This window comes from Streptomyces lasalocidi (genome assembly GCF_005280215.1).
GTDB classification, from domain to species: Bacteria; Actinomycetota; Actinomycetes; order Streptomycetales; family Streptomycetaceae; genus Streptomyces; species Streptomyces longwoodensis.
The window spans coordinates 7824386-7843059 of record NZ_SZNQ01000001.1 but is presented as its reverse complement, the minus strand read 5'-3'; the positions used below and the strand labels follow the sequence as shown (position 1 = coordinate 7843059).

Below are 18674 nucleotides of genomic sequence, written 5' to 3'. Positions count from 1 at the left end.
ACATGGACCGAGCAGGGACACGGACGCCGGTGGCGCTCGGCGCGCTGCGGTAGGCCGGACATGCCGAGGAGACGTCCGGCGTACGGGCCCCCGCCCCACCGCGCACGCCCCGTACAGGCCCTGACCCCGGTGGCTCCGCACGCGGTGCGGCACGTGCTGTTCCGGCAGCGCTGGCGGGACCTGGTGTTCCTCCACTGGCTCGCCGACCCGTTCGAGGTCGCCCGGCTGCTGCCGGCCGGCACCGTGCCCGACCTGTACCGGGGACGGGCGTACGTCGGCCTGGTCTTCTTCCGGATGGACGACCTCGCCTTCGGCCCGACCCCGCCCCTGCCCTACCTGGGCAGCTTCGGCGAGGTCAACGTCCGGCTGTACAGCCGCGACGCCGCCGGCCGGCGCGGGGTGGTGTTCCGGTCCCTGGACTGCGACCGGCTGCTGCCCGTGCTGGCGGCGCGCGGCGCCTTCGGGCTGCCCTACCGGTGGTCCCGGATCGGGAGCGCGTGGTTCGACGGCCGGCTGGTGTACCGCACGAGCCGACGCCGGGGCGGCCGCGCGGGTGCGCGCGTCTGGCTGGACGTGCAGGACGAGCCGGTGACGGCCGGGCCGCTGGAGGAGTTCCTCACCCAGCGGTGGGGGCTGCACGAGCGGTTCCTCGGACGCACCTACTACCTGCCCACCACGCACCCCGCCTGGTCGTTCCGCTCGTGCAGCCTGCTGGGCTGGGAGGACGACCTGGTCGCGGCGGCGGGCCTGTCCGCGCCCCGGAGCGAGCCCGTGAGCGTCCTCTACGCTCCCGGGCTCCCGGTGCGGTTCGGCCCGCCGGTCGCCCTGCCCCGACCCGGCAGGCGGCTCGGCTGACCGGCCGCTGACCGGCCGACCGGTGCGCGGCGCCGCCGCCCGGCGGCACGTCACGGTGACGGCCCGTTCCGTCCGCGCCTCACCAGAGCCGGGTGCCCGGCGCCCCCTTGAACGGCCCCCGCACCTCCGGGGTGATCCAGCCGCCGTAGAAGTCTCCCTCCTGCGCCGTGACCACGTCCCCGGCGACCGTGCAGCGGTCCACGCGGCTCGGGTAGAAGGCGAAGAAGGCGGTGAGGGCCGCGTAGGCGGGCTCGGGACGGGGGTACGTCCAGGCGGCACGGGCGCGTACGTCGTCGCCCACGACGACGTCCCAGTACCGGGCGGCCCCCTTCCACTCGCACCAGGTCCGCCCGGCGGCGGGGAACAGGAGGTCCGTGCGGACGTCCTGCGGGGGGACGTAGAACACGGGGGGATGGCTGGTCTCCAGCACCCGGATCGTCCTGCGGCTCTCGGCCACGACCCGGCCGGCGCACTCGACGACCACGACGCGGTCGTCCGGGCTCAGGGCGGGCGGCCGGGGGTAGTCCCAGACGGACTCGGGTCCGCGCGGAGCGGATCGCGGCGCGGGCTCGTCCAGCGGATCGAGGTACACCTCGTCCTCGTAGCACCAGGCCCAGCCGCCGTCGCGGGCCAGGCTGCGGACCACCGGGTGCCCGTCCGCCTCGAAGTGGGCCGTGGCGTGCGCTCCGGGAGAGCTGTCGCTGCAGCCCACGTGGCCGCAGGTCAGGCAGAGCAGCAGGTCGCCCGGTGCACGTCCGCGCGCCGCGCAGGCCGGGCACGTCGCGCGCAGCGGCGCCGGGTCGGCCGTCCAGGTGTGGGTACAGGGTTTCCCGGACGGCCGTCCGCCGTCGGGTCGGGGCGTCCATCTCGTCATACCCCTGCTTCGCCCCGACACCGGGCCGAGGATGCAGGGAGCTGATCCCGGGTGCGCCAGGCGTTCGGACGGCCGGGCGGGGCATGCGGCAGGGATGGCGGGCGAGAAGCAGGTGGAGACGGGCGGGGCCACGGCCAGGGACAGGGCGGGGCTGGATGGCTGGTGGCCGGCGCTGCGCCGCACGCCGGTGTCGCTGTGGAACGACGACATCTCGGACTACGCGGCCGCGCTGACGTACTACGCCATCCTGGCCGTGCTGCCCGCCCTGCTGGTGACGGTGCTGTCCTTCGGGCTGATCAGCCCGGGGACCGCGCAGAAGCTGGTCGCGCAAGTCACCGCCTACGCGCCCGGCGGATCGGGCGCCGACCTGCACCGGGTGCTGGTGCGCGCGCTGCGCGCCGACGGGGCGGCCTGGCCGCTCCTCGCGGGTGGCACGGTCAGCGCGCTGTGGTCCGCGTCCAGCTACCTGGCGGTCTTCCGGCGCGCCCTGCACCGCATGCACCGGGTCGAGGACCCGCGCTCGTCCTGGCACCGGGCCCACCGCATCCTGCTGACCGCGCTGGCCCTGCTGGTGCTGCTCGCTGTCAGCGCGCTGGTGCTGCTGCTGACCGGGCCGGTCGCCGAGAGCGTCGGCCGGCTGTTCGGGCTGGGCGCGAAGGTGGCCTGGGCCTGGAGCCTGCTGCGCTGGCCGCTGCTGCTGTGCCTGGTGGCGGGCCTGGTGATCATCGTGTTCCGGCACGGCCCGCCGCCGTCCCGCCGCCGACGGCACAGCGTCCCCGGTGGCGTACTGGCGGCGGGTCTGTGGCTGGCCGCCTCGGCCGGGTTCGCCGTCTACGTCTCCGGGTTCGGCACCTACAGCCGCCTCTACGGCTCCCTCGCGGGGGTCGTGGTGTTCCTGGTGTGGCTGTGGCTGACCAACCTGGCCCTGCTGGCCGGTGCCCAGTTCACGGCGGAACTCGTGCGGGCCGAGGCGGACTGAGGCCGCGCCCGGCCCGTGTCGCGCCGACGCTCGACGAGGTCGAGGCGGCCCGCCTACGACATCCGCAGGCGTTCGGCGATGTCGGCGAGGTGGCGGCCCTGGTAGCGGGCGGCCTCCAGGGTGGCCTCGTCCGGGGTTTCGCCGCCGCCGCTGGCCCAGCTGGTGCCGTAGGGGTTGCCGCCGGCGGCGAACAGCAGCGGGTCGGTGTAGCCGGGCGGCACGATGACGCAGCCCCAGTGGTAGAGGACGTTGTTCATCGAGAGGATGGTGGACTCCTGGCCGCCGTGGCGGTTCATGGCCGAGGTGAAGCTGGTGGCGGGCTTGTTGTGGAAGACGCCGGCCTGCCAGAGGCCACCGGTGAGGTCGATGAACTGCTTGAGCTGGGAGGTGACGTTGCCGAACCTGGTCGGGGTGCCGAAGGCGTAGGCGGTCGCCCACTCCAGGTCCTCCAGCGTCGCCTCCTCCACCTCGTTCTTCGTGGAGTCGACGTGCGCGCGCCAGGCTGGGTTGGCGTCGACGGCGGTGTCGGGCGCGAGTTCATGGACGCGCCGCAGACGGACCTCGGCGTTGCGTGACGCCGCGCCTTCCGCCACCGCCTTGGCGAGTTGGTGGACGTTCCCGGTGGCGCTGTAGTAGATCACGGCGACACGCACACTCATGGGGCACTCCTGAACAAAGGGGGGCGAGGAACGGAATTCCCACTGTCGCGCCGACGGTCCCGATCCACGGACAACACGCCGCCGTCGGGGCCCCAGTCCGCCGAACGCACGAGTCGACCGGGCCCGGATCCGGGCACCCGGCCGAGGACGGCCGGCGCACCGTTCGAAGGCCCCGGCCGGTGCCCCTGCCGGTGATCCGGGAGGCGGTCTCGCTCCGTTCCGGCCCATGCGGTTGACTCGTGCCACTGGTCCGGACCTCGACAGGAGCTGAGAAGTTGCCGTACGACATCGCCTCCCTGCGCTCGCTCTTCCCCGCACTCCAGGCCGGGACCGTCCACTTCGACGGGCCCGGGGGCACGCAGACGCCGCGGCCCGTCATCGACGCGATCGGCGACGCGCTGGCGCAGCCCCTGTCCAACCGGGGGCAGTACTCGCTGGGGGAACGCCACGCCGAGGGCATCGTCTCCGGGGCGCGCCGGGCCATGGCCGACCTGCTGGGCGCCGACCCGGCGGGCATCGTCTTCGGGCGCAGCGCCACCCAGCTCACCTACGACCTGGCCCGCACCCTCGCCGCCTCCTGGGGGCCCGGCGACGAGGTGGTCGTCACCCGCCTCGACCACGACGCCAACATCCGCCCCTGGGTGCAGGCCGCGGAGCGGGTCGGCGCCACCGTGCGCTGGGCCGATTTCGACCCGGACACCGGCGAGTTGACGGCCGACGACATCCGCGCCGTCCTGTCGGACCGCACCCGCCTGGTCGCCGTGACCGCCGCGTCCAACCTGATCGGCACCCGCCCGCCGGTCGCCGAGATCTGCCGCGTGGCCCACGAGGCGGGAGCGCTCGCGCACGTCGACGGCGTCCACTACGCCGCACACACCCTGGTCGACCTGCCGGCGCTCGGCGCGGACTTCGTCGTCTGCTCGCCGTACAAGTTCCTCGGCCCGCACCTCGGCGTCCTGGCCGCCCGGCCCGCGCTGCTGGAGACGTTGCACCCCGACAAGCTGCTGCCCTCCAGCGACGCGGTCCCGGAGCGCTTCGAACTGGGCACCCTGCCGTACGAGTTGCTGGCCGGCACCCGTGCCGCCGTGGACGTCCTGGCCGGGCTCGACACGAGCGCCACGGGCACCCGGCGTGAACGCCTGGCCGCCTCGTTCACCGCGCTCGAAGGGCACGAGGCCACCCTGCGCACCCAGCTGGAGAAGGGGCTGGCCGCGCTCCCGGGGGTCACCGTCCACTCCCGGGCCGCCGACCGCACCCCCACCCTCCTGCTGACCTTCGCGCAGCACGACACCGCCGACGCCTACCGCTTCCTCGCCGCCCGCGACATCCACGCGCCCGCCAGCCACTTCTACGCCCTGGAGGCCTCCCGCCACCTCGGCCTGGGCGACGCCGGCGGTCTGCGCATCGGTCTCGCCCCCTACAACGACGCGGAGGACGTCGACCGGCTGCTGGCCGGGCTGGCGGAGTTCCTGGAGGCGTGAGCGTGAGCGGACGCCCCAACGGCGCCTGACGCACGGGGACTTGCTTCCCCTGCGTCCATGCGGAGCGAGGAACCCGGGCCGCGCCGCCAACAGATCGAGAACAACGGGCGCACACCTGCGCGAAATCCTCCCCCGCGCCGCCGGGACCGGTTACCTTGCCGCACGACCGCCCCCACCGGGAGGCGGCCCGGCAAGCAGCAGGGGGGACCACCATGCAGCGCTACGACGACAGGACCGCGCCCTCACCGAGACCGGACGCGGCGCAGGCCGACCCGGCGCGGCCGTCGCGGCCGTTGGAGGGGAGGACCGCGCTGGTCACCGGCGCGAGCCGCGGGATAGGCCGGGCCATCGCCCAGCGCCTCGCGACCGACGGCGCGCTGGTCGCCGTCCACTACAACACCAACGAATCGGCCGCCCAGGAAACCGCCGACCTCATCACCAAGAACGGCGGCCAGGCCTTCACCCTCCACGCGCCCCTGGGCGTCCCGGACGACGCCGAGACCCTCTTCCGCCGCTACGACCAGGCCCTCACCCAGCTGGGCCGGCCGGCCGTCCTCGACATCCTCGTCAACAACGCCGGCCTCAACATCCGCGGCACCATCACCGACACCACGCCCCAGGACTTCGACCACCTGATCGCCGTCCTCGCCAAGGCGCCGCTGTTCCTCGTGCAGCAGGCGCTCCCCCGGCTCCGGCCCCACGGGCGGATCATCAACATCAGTTCCGCCGCCACCCGGGTCGCCCTGCCCACGGCCCTCGCCTACACGATGGCCAAGGCGGCCCTCGAAGGCCTCACCCACACCCTGGCGCCCACGCTCGCGCCCCGGAACATCACGGTCAACGCCATCACTCCCGGGTACACCAGGACCGACCTCAACCACCACCGCTGGGACACCCCGGAGAAGGAAGCCGTGCACGCCGCGCAGTCCCCCTTCAACCGCATCGGCGACCCGGGCGACATCGCCGACATCGCGGCCTTCCTCGCCTCCGACGCCTCCCGCTGGATCACCGGCCAGACCATCGACGCCAGCGGCGGCGTCGGCCTCTGACCGGCTCCGGTCACGGCCGGGCGGTGACGGCCGGGCGGCGGCACGGGGGTCATGCCGTCGCCCGGACCTCCCTGATCCATGCACCCGATCCGCACGGACGGGATGGAGATGCGGGCGGCACGACCCGGCGGGATGGTGGACTGACCGATGCCCTTCGCCTGCCCACCGGGAAGTGACCATGGACAAGACGCACCTCATCGACATCACGGCGCGCCGCGCCAGCGAGAGCGCCGGGGGCAGGGAGCTCACCCCGGGGGACGTCGGCCGGGTCCTGGAGACCCTCTTCGGGACGGTGGAGCACCCCGGGACGGTCGCGGAGGCCCTCAAGAGCGACGAGACGGTCGCCCTGGGGAGTTTCGGCAGCTTCCACAGCGACGGCGGCACGGCCGCGTTCCGACCGGGCAAGGCGCTCTCGGAGTACCTGCACGACGAGGTGGGATGAGCCCCGCTCACACGGCGCGGCGGCTCACGGACCGTTCATGGGCCGCCTGAGGCTGCGCGCCACGGGCCCGGCGCGGCCGACGACGGTGTGGCGGCGCTACGCGGACCTCGACCGGTGGGCGTCGTGGTCCCCGCAGATCCGTGCGGTTCACGCGGACGGCCGCACCCTCGTCCCCGGGCTGACCGGCACGGTCGAGTCGGTCGCGGGCCTGCGCGCCGCGTTCACCGTGGAGGCCGTCGACCACCTGCGGCACCGCTGGACGTGGCGCGTCCGGCTGGGCCCCGTCCGGCTCCGGCTGCACCACGAGGTCCACGCACACGCCCGGGGCAGCCGGACGACCCTCCTCGTGGACGGTCCGGCCCTGGCGGCGGCCCTCTACGCCCCGCTCGCGCACGTCGCCCTCCGCCGCCTCGTACGACCCTGACCCGCACGGCCCGTCAGGGCAGCAGCCGCCTGGTCCCGGCCCAGGTGACCAGTGCCTCGCGCACGGGTCCGGGTGCCAGGTGGCCGACCAGCCACTCCAGGTGCGCGGTGAGGTTCTTCTGCCACCGCAGCACAAGGATGTCCCCGACGGGAAGGTCGCGCCAGCCGTCGGCGAGAGCGGCCGCACTTGCGGGCGTCAAGGTCAGCGCAGCGAGGGTGTCCACGGCCAGCGCCTCAGGGTTCCAGTCGGGGTCCGTGTCGTCCGGGCCAAGCTGCTCGATCACCCACATGCGCAGCATGAACTCCTGCTGGGCGACTCGGACCCGGCTCGTCTCGGTGCCGTCGAGCAGGCCCCGGTTCGCGAGCAGGGACAGCTTGGCCCACCTGCGACGGTCCTCGCCAGGACGGTCGCGGGCATAGGCGTGCCCCTGCGCCAGTACACGCGCCGTCTCGAGCAGCTTGCCGGACGTCGAAGCGATGAAGCTCTGCATCTGCTCGAGCGTCCAGGTGCTCGGATCGGGGAGCGGCTGCTCCTTGCCCATCCCCCTCCCCCGTCCCCCAGGTGAACGCACCATAATGGCAGCGATGCGTGACCCAGGCCACAGGAACTCCCCGGGTGTCGCGGAGAGAAGTGGTCGTGAGGGACTCAGAGAACGATGTGCGCCGCCGTGTGCGCGAGGGGGACCGCGAGGCGTTCGCCCAGCTGTACGAGGAGTACGCCCGTGCCGTGTACAACCACGCGTTGCGGCTGACCGGCGACTGGTCGACAGCCGAAGAGATCATGTCCGACACCTTCCTGGCCGCATGGCGCACCCGTACCCGGGTGCACGAGGACGGCGGCACCCTGCTGCCCTGGCTGCTGGGCATCGCCACCCACAAGGCGGACAACGCCCGCCGGGCCCAGCGCAGACGCCGGCTGTTCCTGGCGCGCCAGCCGCAGCCACCGGCCCAGGAGGACTTCGCGCCCCGGACCATCGGGCGGATCGACGACGCACGACGCCTGCTGGCCGTGCACGCCGCGCTCGGCCGGCTGCGACGCCAGGAACAGGAGGTGCTGGCCCTGTGCGTGTGGTCGGGCCTGGACTACCGGCAGACGGCGGAAGCGCTGGGCATCGCCGTCGGCACCGTACGGTCCCGCCTGTCGCGGGCCCGCAAGAAGCTCGCCCGACTCGCGGAAGAGGACCGGGAACCACCCACCGCCCGCGGAGAGATGACCAGTGCGGCCGCGATCGCGGCCCTGCCCGTACGGGAGGAGCTCACATGAACGACGAGACCACCGGCGCTTCCCCGCAGCCGAACGGCGACCGCGAAGAGATCGCCCGCCTGCTGCCGGCCCCGGCCGACTGGGACCTCCCGCGCGAGCAGCACCTCCATTACAAGGACCTGCTGATGCACCACATCGACCGAGAGCAGTCGACGCGTTCGCGCCCGGCCCGCCGACTGCTGCGGCCCGCGCTCCTGGCGCCGGCGACCGCGCTGACCCTGGCTGGCGTGCTGGCCGCGGGCATCGCCCTGCACGACGGCGCCCGCGAGCCCGCCGGCACCAGCCTGCACGACGGCGGCCGGCAGCCCGCCGGCACCGCCTCGCACCGCGCGGCCCCGGACATGCGACCCGCAGCGGCCCTGCTGGGCCGCATCTCCGACGCCGCCGAGGACCGCGCCACTCCCCCGGTGCGCGACGACCAGTTCGTCTACACCCGGGAGAAGACCCGCGGGGCCGACCTGACCAGCGGGAAGGCCGTCCTCGGCCCCCTGACGGACCGGGAGACGTGGCTCGCCCAGGAACCGGGCCCCCTGCGCAAGCTCGGCCTGATCAAGGAGAACGGCCGGACCTCGCCGATCAACGCCGAGTTCGGCGACACCGACGGCACCCCGGCGGGCCTGAGCAGGCCGACCTACCGCTGGCTCAGCTCGCTGCCCACCGACCCCGACGAGCTGCTGGCGCACCTGTACGCCGAGACCCCGCAGGCCGAGGCCCGCGAACGGGACCAGGCGGTGTTCGAGGAGATCGGGTCCCTGCTCGGCCGGATGATGCCCGCCCGCACGGCCGCCGCCCTCTACCGGGCCGCCGCGAAGATCCCCGGCGTCGTCCCGGACCCGCGGGCCCAGGACGCGATCGGCCGCCGCGGCCTCGGCATCGCCCGTGACGACGTGCGCCACGGCGTGCGCACGGAATGGGTCTTCGACACCGAGGACTACTCCTTCCTCGGCTCCCGCAGTTACCTGACCGAGGACACCTCGTACGGGAAGGCCGGGACCCTCCTGTCCAGCGAGGCCGAACTGGAACTCGCCGTCGTCGACGAGGCCGGCCGGCTGCCCGCCGACCGGGGGTGAGTTCCGGGCCCGTCAGGGCGTGACGTCCACCAGGACCTAGGGCCTGTCGTTTGGATCATTCCGGCGTCGCGGGGTCTGGCACGCGCATCTGCGGCGTTGTCGTCGGTTGGCGACGCTCCGCGTCGCCGCCCTCCTCCGCCTTGCAGCTGCACGCACCAGACCCCGCTCGGGTCGGCGACAAGGCGCCGTGGGCCGGGCCGGACTGATCCAAACGACAGGCCCTAGCCGACCGTGCCGGTCTCCACGGCCCGGTGCGCGTCGGCGGTGCGGGCGCTGCTCCACCACGCCCCGCCCCTGCCGAGCGGGAACCCATCGGCGTGTTCGCCGCCGCGATCATGGACGGCGCCCCCAGGAGCGGACCGACCGCCTGCTCGGCCTCCTCGTCGACGCGCTGCGCCCCAGGGCCTGGGCGCGGACGGGCACGGACGGCCCGATGACCGGAAGCGGCCCCCGGGGGCCGCGGTGCGGGGCCGACCGGCCCCCGGAACGCCGACGGCCCCTTCGGCAGTTCGCCGAAGGGGCCGCTGGGAAAGTGTCGGGACGTCAGCCGCGGACGATGTTCTCCGCCTGGGGGCCCTTCTGCCCCTGGGTGACGTCGAACGTGACCGCCTCACCCTCGACCAGCTCGCGGTACCCGGTGCCGGAGATGTTCGAGTAGTGGGCGAAGACGTCCGGTCCACCGCCGTCCTGGGCGATGAAGCCGAAGCCCTTTTCGGAGTTGAACCACTTCACGGTGCCGCTGGCCATACTGCGTCCTTCGATCTTGCCGGGGGTGCCGGCAGGGGTGAGTAACCGGGGATCCTCCCCTTGCGGGAAGGGTCCCGGCGTCCGTTCTACCCCGACCGGGCCCCCGTCATACGATCATTCGGCCAAGAGTCTGAGCAGTTCTGGTCCGACAGGGTGTCGCCCCCCGCACGGGACGCCGGTCGGCCCGTCGCGCCGGCGTGCGCGCGGCGGTCAGGCGTCGCCCATGACCAGGCCCTCGATGGTGTGCTTCTGCGTGACGGGGACCAGTTGGTCCACGACCGGGCAGTCGAGGTGGCGGCGGACCCGCTCGGGCAGTCGCTCCCAGAAACCGTGGGTGACGGCGAGGTCGTGCCGCTCCCCGTTGTCCGCCTCGGGGCCGTCGACACCGAGGACGAGGACGGGGCGGGACAGCCGGGAGCGGTTGGTGGTGCCGCGGTGGATGGTCAGGGCGGTCCGGGCGGAGATGTCACCGCGCTGCGGGTACTTGCGCACGGCACGCTCCTCGTAGCGGCCGTAGTGCGTCTTCGGCGGGAACATGCCGTGGCCGAACTCGGGACTGTCGTCCCACTGCGTGCCCGGTGCGATCTCGAACGGGCCCATGTCCTCGGTGGTGTCCACGGTCGTGACGTTGAACGCGAGCGAGGTCAGGCGCCGTTCCCCGCGGGTCTCCTCCGGCATCGGGAAGTCCCGGTGCCAGGGCTGGTTCACGGCTCCCTCCAGCGGCACGTCGAAGCCGATCTCCACGATGCGGTAGTCGGGGCCGAGCACGGCGGCGCACACGGAGCGCACCCACGGGTGGTCCACCAGCTCCACGAAACCCCTGATCTGCTCGGGGTGGATCTCGACGTAGTAGCGGTTCGGGCCGCGGCCCACCGCCCCGCCCGGCCGGGACAGCGCCTCCTCGAACGCGACGCCCACGTCCTCGCGCAGCGTGTCGGCCCAGTCCACGCCGAAGGCGCCCTTGCGGGCGGTGATGCCGTCCGAGTAGAGGGCCTCCACGTCGGCCGTGACGTCGATGTCGAGGGCGGAGGGCGTGATGGCGGGATGCAGGTGTGCAGCACTCACAGGGCGGCTCCTCGGGTGGGCTCCCTGCCATGATGCAACGTTGCATTCCACGTCGCAAGGGTGGCAGCGGGGTCGGGCCGCGCGCCGCCTCGTCAGCCCTGGGCGTCGTGCGAAGATGTCCGGCGTGACCAGCCGCCTCAAGGACGTCGCCGCCCTCGCCGGGGTGTCGATCAGAACCGTCTCGAACGTCGTCAGCGGCTCCGGTGCCGTCGCCGAGCAGACCCGACTCAAGGTGCAGGCCGCGCTGGACGAGCTCGGGTACCGCCCCAATGTCGCCGCCCGCAACCTGCGCGCCGGCCGGACGGGCCTGATCGGCCTGGTCATCCCCGAGCTCCACTCGCCCTACTTCGGCGAGCTCGCCGGACTCATCGTGCAGGCGGCCCAGCAGCGCTCCTGGACGGTCGTGATCGACCAGACGTTCGGTGACGCCAACGCCGAGCGGCGCCTGCTGGAGGGCACCGGCGGACGGGTGGTCGACGGGCTGGTCATCAGCCCCTGGGTCCTCAGCCCCGAGGAACTCGCGGCGCACGCCCAGCGGGTTCCGCTGGTCTTCCTGGGCGAGCGCAGTCCCGGTGGCCTCGCCGACCGGGTGGCCGTGGACAACGTGCTCGCGGCCGACGAGGCGACCACGCACCTGCTCGACCTGGGGCGCCGGCGGATCGCCGCCGTCGGGCTCCAGCCGCACTTGCACAACGGCACCGCCCGCCAGCGCCACGAGGGCTACACCGCGGCGCTCCGCCGGGCCGGCGTCGCCCCTGATCCCGCGCTGGAACGGACCGTCGGGACCCTGCACCGTGCGGACGGGTACGCGGCGATGTCGGCCCTGCTCGACGAGGGCGTCGAGGTCGACGCCGTGTTCGCCTTCAGCGACGAACTCGCCCTGGGCGCGCTGCACTGCGCCCACCAGCGGGGGCTGCGTGTGCCCGGGGACCTGGCGGTCATGGGCTTCGACGGCATCGAGGACGCCCGCTGGGCCAATCCGGCCCTGACGACGGTCGTCCCGGACAAGCGGCAGATCACGGAACGCGCCCTCCAGTGCCTGGCCGACCGCATCTACAGCCCCGCCTCGGCGGTACCGCCGCAGGACGTGGTCGTCCCGCATCACCTGGAGATCCGCGCGAGCACCGTGGGTCGAGCGCCGTCGGCGTCGGCCTCACCGGCCTCAGCGACCTCACCGGCCTGATCGGAAGCGCGGCCGCCCTGCCGTCGGCCGGACGCGCCGTCAGCCGTCCTCCATGCGGCGACGGTCCTCTTCGTCCCACTTCCGGGTGTCGCGCGGCTGGGTGTACGGCTCGACCTCCGGCGGGTGGCCCCCGGCTATCGCCCGTTGCCGGGTGGCCTCCGCGTCGAACTCCAGGCCCAGCAGGATGGCTAGGTTGCTGATCCAGAGCCACACCAGGAAGACGATGACGCCGGCCATCGTGCCGTAGGTCTTGTTGTACGAGGCGAAGTTGGCGACGTAGAACGCGAACCCCGCGGAGGCGATCAGCCAGATCACCAGAGCCAGGAAGCTGCCCGGGGTGATCCACTTGAAGCCCTTGACCTTGGCGTTCGGGCTCGCCCAGTACAGGATCGCGATCATGGCGGTGACCAGGACGATCAGCACCGGCCACTTGGCGATGGACCACACGGTCAGGGCCGTGTCCCCCAGTCCGAGCGCGTCGCCCGCCCGGCGGGCCAGGCCGCCGGTGAAGACCACGATCACCGCGCTGACCACGGCCAGGATCAGCAGGGTGATGGTCACGCCGAGCCGGACGGGGAGGATCTTCCACACGGGGCGGCCCTCGGGCATGTCGTAGACCGCGTTCGCCGCGCGCATGAACGCCGCCACGTAGCCGGACGCCGACCAGATCGCGAGGACGAGGCCGACCACCGCCATGAGCGAGCCGACACCGGCGCTGCCCTGGAGCTGCTGCACGGCGTTGGTGAGGATGTCGCGGGCGGAGCCGGGCGCGAGGTCCTTGATGTTGTCGAGCAGCTTGTCCGTGGTCGATCTGCCGGTCAGGCCCAGCAGCGACACCAGGGCGAGCAGCGCCGGGAACAGGGCCAGGATGCCGTAGTACGTCAGGGCCGCCGCGCGGTCCGTCAGCTCGTCGTCCTTGAACTCCCGCAGGCTGCCCTTGAGCACCCCGCGCCACGCGCCCTTCGGCAGCTTCGTGGGGGCGTCCGGGGCGCGCCGCTCCACCTCGGGGCCCGGTCCCACGTCGTCCGGCCGGGGCCCGTCGTCCGCCGCGTGGTCTTTGCGTCCGCCTATGTGCAGCTTTGCCATGGTTTCCGAGTGCCCCGCCGTCCACTCCTCTCACCCCACAGCTTGCGGCGCGACGGCGCGCCGGGGCCGTCCGGTCCACCCCGCTCCCCCGCTCGAAACTTTCGATGTGAACGACGCATCATGCGCGGGTGGTTGACGGGCCCCGTGGTTCGCCTACGATCCGAGATGCTCGACTCATCGATCGTCGTTCGGTATATCGAACTCGCTCGCCCTCCCCGCGACCGGGTCGGCCTTCCAAGGAGACGACACCCATGGGCATGTCATGGCCTCATCATCAGCCGAGCCGCCGTCAGGCGCTGGCCGCCGCATCGGGCCTGGTCACCGGCGCCCTGCTCCCGCTCGGCGAAGCCGGCCGCGCCGCCGCCTCGCCGGCCGCCGCCACCGACGGGGTGGAGCTCGCCGCGCAGTACACCAACCCCGTGATCTGGCAGGACTTCGCGGACATCGACGTGATCCGCGTCGGCGCCACCTACTACGCCTCGGCCTCGACGATGCACTACTCGCCGGGCGCCCCCGTCCTGCGCTCGTACGACCTGGTGAACTGGGAGATCGCAGGTCACTCGGTGCCCGTCCTGGACTTCGGGGCCAAGTACGACCTGAACGGTGCCCGGGGGTACGTCCGGGGCGTGTGGGCGTCGTCGCTGGCGTACCGCCCCAGCAACAGGACCTTCTACTGGCTCGGGCAGATCGACTTCGCCAGGACGTACGTCTACACCGCCACCGCGGCCGAGGGGCCGTGGAGCAGGCTCACGACGATCGGCACCCCCTACTACGACGCCGGGCTGCTCGTCGACACCGACGACACCCTGTACGTGGCGTACGGCAACACCACCATCAGCGTGGCCCAGCTCTCGCCCGACGGACGCACCCAGGTCCGTACGCAGCAGGTGTTCACCACGCCGTCGAGCGTCGGCACCCTGGAGGGCTCGCGCTTCTACCGGATCAACGGGCAGTACTACATCTTCCTCACCCGCCCCGCGAACGGGCAGTACGTCCTGAAGTCGTCCGGCGGCCCTTTCGGCCCCTACACCCTGCGCCAGGTCCTCCTCGACCTGCGCGGACCGGTCCCCGGCGGCGGCGTCCCGCACCAGGGAGGGATGGTGCAGACCCAGGGCGGCGCCTGGTACTACCTCGCGTTCGTGGACGCGTACCCCGGTGGCCGGGTGCCCGTCCTGGCACCGATCACCTGGACCGCGGACGGCTGGCCCGTGGTGCAGCTCGTGAACGGCGCCTGGGGGACGTCCTACCCGAGCCCGGCCGTGCCCGCTCCGCCCCGCCAGGTCACCCCCATGGTCGGGACCGACACCTTCGACGGCACGGCCCTGAAACCCCGGTGGGAGTGGAACCACAACCCGGACAACACCAAGTGGTCGGTCGGCAACGGCCTGACCCTGCGGACCGCGACCGTCACCAACGACCTGTACTGGGCCCGCAACACGCTCACCCACCGCATCCAGGGCCCCACCTCCACCGCCACCGCACAGCTCGACCACTCCGGGATGCGCAATGGGGACCGGGCCGGGCTGGCGCTGCTGCGCGATGCCTCCGCGTGGATCGGTGTCCGGCGCGATGGCGACGCCACCCGCGTGGTGATGGTCAACGGGCTGACGATGGACAGCAGTTGGAACACGACCGGGACCGGTACCGAGGTCGCCAGCGCGAGCGTGGCGGGCAGCAGCGTCTGGCTGCGGGCGACCGCCGACATCCGGCCCGGTGCGGTACGGTCCGCGACCTTCTCCTACAGCGTCGACGGCACCACGTTCACCCGCCTGGGACCGGCGTTCCCGCTGGGCAACGACTGGCGGTTCTTCATGGGCTACCGCTTCGCCCTGTTCAGTTACGCCACCCAGGCACTCGGCGGCGCGGCCCGCTTCACGCGGTTCGACCTGTCGACGCCCTGACCAGGGCCTCCGGTCCCACCGGCAGGGGCCCCGCCGCGGAGCGGATCGGACGGCCGGGATATCGTCCGGCTGCTCGTTCCGTTCCCTCACAGGAGCCTCATGCGTCTCAAGCAGGTCTCCCTGGTCACGGCCCTCTCGGTCGTGGCCGGCCTGACCACCGCCACCGTCGGCACCGTCGCGTACGCCGACGACGTGGCCGCGCTGCCGCTGTCCGGGTACGCGCACCTGGTGGTCGACCGCGCCCACCGGCACGTCTTCATCAGCCAGGGCACCGGCTCGAGCGGCATCCTCGTGACGGACCTGTCCGGCACCCCGGTCACCACCCTCACAGGTGAGCAGGGCGCCAACGGCCTGGCGCTGTCGCCCGACGGCGGCACGCTGTACGCGGCGCTCCCCGACGGCGGCGCGATCGTCGCGATCGACACCGCGACCCTGCTGGAGACCGCCCGCTGGTCCACCGGCGCGGGCACCTCCCCGGTCTCCGTCGCGGTGGCCGGCGGCCGCGTCTGGTTCGGCTACGCGGCCGCCGGCAAGGGCGGCATCGGCTCGATCGACCCGTCCGCGCCCGCCCCGGTGACGACCCCGCAGCCGGCCCTGTCGCAGTGGACGACCGCACCGCTGCTCGCCACGGGCGGCGACGTGCTCGCGGCCGAGGAACCGCAGGGCAGCCTCAGTCACGTCGCGACCTTCGGCGTCGCCCCGGGCACCGCGTCCCCCATGGCGGACACCCTGGTCTACGGCGGCACGGCGACCGGCCCCGCCGTCACCGGCGACGGGAAGCGGCTGCTGCTGGCCGCCCCGCAGCAGCTCGCCCTGCGCGCCTACCGCAGTACCGACCTCGCGGCCGCGGACCCCGCCGCCTACTTCACCGGCGGATCCGGTTCCGCGCCCGGCTCCGTGGCCGTGGACACCGACGGCACGGTCGCCGTGGCCGGCGCCTCCGGCGTCCACCTGTACGCCGGCACGAACAACCTCGCCGAGAACCACCTGACCCTGCCGTCGGGCGACGTCGCCCCGGACGGCCTGGAGTGGGGCGCCGACGGCACGACCCTCTACGCCGTCACCGAGGACCCCTCGGGTGCCTACCGGCTGAACGTGCTCGACGCCCCCAAGCTGACGGACACCGAACTGGCCCTCAGGCCGCCGCAGTTCGCCGTGCCGACCGAGCGCTACACGGTCGGTGGCTCATTCAGCACCCGCGGCCTCCTGCCGGCGGGCGCCGCGCTGGAGGTCACCCGCGACGGCACCGCCCTGCCGGGCGTCACGCTCGGCGGCGACGGCACGTTCACCTTCACCGACGTCCAGCAGGACGAAGGTGCGTACACCTACCAGGTGGCGTACCCCGGTGACGCCACCCACCGCCCCGCCACGGCCTCCTTGACCGTGCACGTGGCGAAGCTCCCGACCGGTGTCGTGGGCACCGACATCGCGTCGGTGAATCCCGGATCGGTCGTGTTCACCGGCCGCCTCTCGTCCCAGCTGGGCCTCGGCACCTTCCCGCAGGGCACCACCGTGCAGGTGGCCCGGCGCGACGAGGCCACCCAGCGGACCGTGCCGCTCGGGTCCGTCCCCGTGGACCCGGCCACCCTCCGCTTCACCGTCACCGACGCCCCGGGCGCCGCCGGCACCTTCACGTACGTCCTCACCTACGCCGGCGACACCACCCACCAGCCGTCCGAGAGCGGCACGGGCCTGGTGGTCGCCCCGTACGCCCCGGCGCTGACGCTGAACGCCCCGACGAGCGCCACCCGCGGCACCGCCCTGTCCTTCGGCGGCAAGCTCGGTGACGGCCCGTACGCCGCCGGGCGGACGGTCACCGTCTCCCGCAAGGACGCCGCCCACACCACCCCGGTGACCTGGACGGCGCCGGTGGCCGCCGACGGCACGATCACGGTGAAGGACACCCCGGACACCGGCGGCGCCACCACCTACACGGTGACCTTCCCCGGCGACGCCACCCACAAGCCGGCCACCGCGGTCGCCACCGTCCAGGTGTCCCGCGCGGCGACCGCGCTGACCGTCACCAGCAGCGCCCCCTCCTACGCCTACGGCGCGACGGCCACCGTCACCGCGCACCTCGGCACGACGTACAACGGCCGCACGGTGTCGCTGTACGCCACGCCGTACGGCGGCACGAAGACCCTCGTCACGACGGGCACCGTGGACGCGAACGGCAACCTGAGGGCGACGTACAAGGTCACCCGCAACACCACCTTCACCGCGTCCTTCGCGGGCGACCACCGCTATGCGCCCGCGACGGCCACCCGCACCGTCAACGGCTACGTGAAGATCGCGACGGCGCTCAGCGGCTCCTACACGAGCGCCACGTACAGCGGCATCAGCTACCGCGTCTTCCACAAGACGGTGAAGCCCACGGTGACCGCGACCGTCACCCCGAACAAGGCCGGCCAGTGCGAGCGCTTCCAGGTCCAGCAGTACTACAGCGGCGCCTGGCACACGCTCACCACATCGGGCTGCTACGGCCTGTCGTCCACGAGCAGCGCGAAGGCCCAGCTCAGCCTCACCAACGCGCTCAACCAGAAGTTCCGTGTCCGCTCCGAGTACGAGCGCTCCACGAAGGACCTGGCCAACGTGAGCACGTGGGGCGGCTGGCTGTACCTCGTGGTCCGCACCTGAGGCCCGCGCCGCCGGGGCGCTACCTGCTCAGTCTGTCCTCGATCCAGCCGGTGGCGAACTCGACGACGTCCGGGGCCTCGAACAGGTGGCTCTCGGCAGCGCCGACGCTGCCCCGGCGACCGATGCCCGCCGCGAGCATGTCCCGGGCGATGACGTCGAACGGCTCCACGCCCTCAGGCACCACGGCCGAGTAGTCGAAGGCGCCGTCTTCGGAGTCGATGTCGTGGAAGCGGCGCCACTCCCGTCGGCCCTGCACTAGGAGGGGTTGTTCGTACTCTACGAACCGCTTGCCGGGGGCCTCGGCGAGCGCCTCGGCGTGGTGCAACAGCGTCATGGTGTCCAGCGGAGCGCCGAGCAACAGGACCCGGCCCCTGTGGGCGGTCAGCCGTGCGAGGGGACTGCCGGGGCCGTGGGGATCGTCCCAGGGATGGTCGGCCATCAACTCGGCCGCCGCTGCTCCCAGGGCCGCGAAGCTCGCGTCCGGGTGCCGGCTCCGGACGGCTCCGGGCCGGCGGCGCAGTGCTTCCGGGAGACGGCCGTTGTTGTGGTCGGCCTCGCTGAGGGCCGGGTCGTAGGCGGGATGTTCCGCGCGCAGGGCGTCCTGCCAGTCCTGTGGCCAGGTGACGAAGTCGTAGGGGGGCGCGTCGTTCCAGCCGCAGGTCACCATGAGGGTGCCCCGCGTTCCCACGACGTCCTGGAGGGCGCCGATGACGGTCTGCGGTCCGCCCGCCACGTAGCCGATGGCGGACATGCGGGTGTGGAACATGACGACGTCACCGTCTCCGAGACCGAGAGCAGCCAGGTCACGGCTGATGCGGCTCCGGGTCACGGGACCGCCGGAGCGCTTGAGCAAGTCCATCTCGTCCATGGTCACGAACCTATCCCCGAGCCACGGACCGTGAGCAACTGCATTGACGCGCAGGGAGCTTCATCGGCGGCGACGGGTTGGTGTCGATGGC

General features: G+C 73.0%; 18 protein-coding genes. 11 read left to right on the top strand and 7 right to left on the bottom strand.

All coding sequences use genetic code 11. The annotated features are described in order from the left end of the window. Positions 1–60 precede the first annotated feature (60 nt). Complete coding sequence (locus E4U91_RS35080; RefSeq protein WP_137310530.1) at positions 61–855, top strand: YqjF family protein; 795 nt, start codon at positions 61–63, stop codon at positions 853–855. 79 nt (positions 856–934) lie between these two features. Here E4U91_RS35080 and E4U91_RS39970 read toward each other — a convergent pair whose 3' ends face one another. Next, complete coding sequence (locus E4U91_RS39970) at positions 935–1729, bottom strand: DUF427 domain-containing protein (RefSeq protein ID WP_179959691.1); 795 nt, start codon at positions 1727–1729, stop codon at positions 935–937. Positions 1730–1823: 94 nt separating this feature from the next. Here E4U91_RS39970 and E4U91_RS35070 point away from each other — a divergent pair, with 94 nt between their 5' ends. Continuing rightward, positions 1824–2708 (top strand): YihY/virulence factor BrkB family protein, encoded by an 885-nt coding sequence (locus E4U91_RS35070; protein WP_137310528.1) that lies wholly within the window; start codon positions 1824–1826, stop codon positions 2706–2708. 53 nt (positions 2709–2761) lie between these two features. Here the strand turns inward: E4U91_RS35070 and wrbA are convergent, their stop codons facing one another. Continuing rightward, entirely contained in the window at positions 2762–3367 is a 606-nt protein-coding gene (wrbA, locus tag E4U91_RS35065; protein WP_137310527.1) for an NAD(P)H:quinone oxidoreductase, read from the bottom strand. A gap of 275 nt (positions 3368–3642) precedes the next feature. Between wrbA and E4U91_RS35060 the strand changes: the two genes are divergently transcribed. The 4 genes from E4U91_RS35060 (at position 3643) to E4U91_RS35045 (ending at position 6763) form a co-directional block, all read left to right on the top strand. Next, positions 3643–4848, top strand: coding sequence for a cysteine desulfurase-like protein (locus tag E4U91_RS35060; protein ID WP_137310526.1), 1206 nt, complete (start codon positions 3643–3645; stop codon positions 4846–4848). Positions 4849–5060: 212 nt separating this feature from the next. Then, entirely contained in the window at positions 5061–5897 is an 837-nt protein-coding gene (locus tag E4U91_RS35055) for an SDR family oxidoreductase (RefSeq protein ID WP_137310525.1), read from the top strand. 178 nt (positions 5898–6075) lie between these two features. Next, positions 6076–6339 (top strand): HU family DNA-binding protein, encoded by a 264-nt coding sequence (locus E4U91_RS35050; protein ID WP_137310524.1) that lies wholly within the window; start codon positions 6076–6078, stop codon positions 6337–6339. A gap of 37 nt (positions 6340–6376) precedes the next feature. Further along, complete coding sequence (locus E4U91_RS35045; protein ID WP_168218226.1) at positions 6377–6763, top strand: SRPBCC family protein; 387 nt, start codon at positions 6377–6379, stop codon at positions 6761–6763. Positions 6764–6776: 13 nt separating this feature from the next. On the opposite strand, the gene E4U91_RS35040 is transcribed toward E4U91_RS35045, so the two are convergent. Next, on the bottom strand, positions 6777–7304 hold the full coding sequence (locus E4U91_RS35040; protein WP_137310523.1) for a hypothetical protein: 528 nt from the start codon (positions 7302–7304) through the stop codon (positions 6777–6779). 116 nt (positions 7305–7420) lie between these two features. Between E4U91_RS35040 and E4U91_RS35035 the strand changes: the two genes are divergently transcribed. Next, positions 7421–8026: an RNA polymerase sigma factor gene (locus E4U91_RS35035; RefSeq protein WP_137311172.1), complete on the top strand. Its 606-nt coding sequence runs from the start codon at positions 7421–7423 to the stop codon at positions 8024–8026. Further along, positions 8023–9096 (top strand): CU044_5270 family protein, encoded by a 1074-nt coding sequence (locus tag E4U91_RS35030; protein WP_137310522.1) that lies wholly within the window; start codon positions 8023–8025, stop codon positions 9094–9096. The genes E4U91_RS35035 and E4U91_RS35030 overlap by 4 nt, the downstream gene beginning before the upstream one ends. 543 nt (positions 9097–9639) lie before the next feature. Here E4U91_RS35030 and E4U91_RS35020 read toward each other — a convergent pair. Beyond that, the gene (locus E4U91_RS35020) at positions 9640–9843 is read right to left on the bottom strand and encodes a cold-shock protein (protein WP_067241459.1); all 204 of its coding nucleotides are present in this window, start codon (positions 9841–9843) and stop codon (positions 9640–9642) included. Between the two features lie 210 nt (positions 9844–10053). After that, positions 10054–10881: a phytanoyl-CoA dioxygenase family protein gene (locus E4U91_RS35015; RefSeq protein WP_422070945.1), complete on the bottom strand. Its 828-nt coding sequence runs from the start codon at positions 10879–10881 to the stop codon at positions 10054–10056. Positions 10882–11032: 151 nt separating this feature from the next. Here E4U91_RS35015 and E4U91_RS35010 point away from each other — a divergent pair, with 151 nt between their 5' ends. Further along, positions 11033–12091: a LacI family DNA-binding transcriptional regulator gene (locus E4U91_RS35010; protein ID WP_137310520.1), complete on the top strand. Its 1059-nt coding sequence runs from the start codon at positions 11033–11035 to the stop codon at positions 12089–12091. Between the two features lie 39 nt (positions 12092–12130). Here E4U91_RS35010 and E4U91_RS35005 read toward each other — a convergent pair whose 3' ends face one another. Next, on the bottom strand, positions 12131–13177 hold the full coding sequence (locus E4U91_RS35005; protein WP_137310519.1) for a YihY/virulence factor BrkB family protein: 1047 nt from the start codon (positions 13175–13177) through the stop codon (positions 12131–12133). 251 nt (positions 13178–13428) lie between these two features. Here E4U91_RS35005 and E4U91_RS35000 point away from each other — a divergent pair, with 251 nt between their 5' ends. After that, the gene (locus tag E4U91_RS35000) at positions 13429–15078 is read left to right on the top strand and encodes a glycoside hydrolase family 43 protein (RefSeq protein WP_137310518.1); all 1650 of its coding nucleotides are present in this window, start codon (positions 13429–13431) and stop codon (positions 15076–15078) included. A gap of 99 nt (positions 15079–15177) precedes the next feature. Further along, positions 15178–17715, top strand: coding sequence for a hypothetical protein (locus tag E4U91_RS34995; protein ID WP_137310517.1), 2538 nt, complete (start codon positions 15178–15180; stop codon positions 17713–17715). Positions 17716–17734: 19 nt separating this feature from the next. Here E4U91_RS34995 and aac(3) read toward each other — a convergent pair whose 3' ends face one another. Beyond that, the gene (gene aac(3) / locus E4U91_RS34990) at positions 17735–18583 is read right to left on the bottom strand and encodes an aminoglycoside 3-N-acetyltransferase (protein ID WP_174867906.1); all 849 of its coding nucleotides are present in this window, start codon (positions 18581–18583) and stop codon (positions 17735–17737) included. Positions 18584–18674 lie beyond the last annotated feature (91 nt).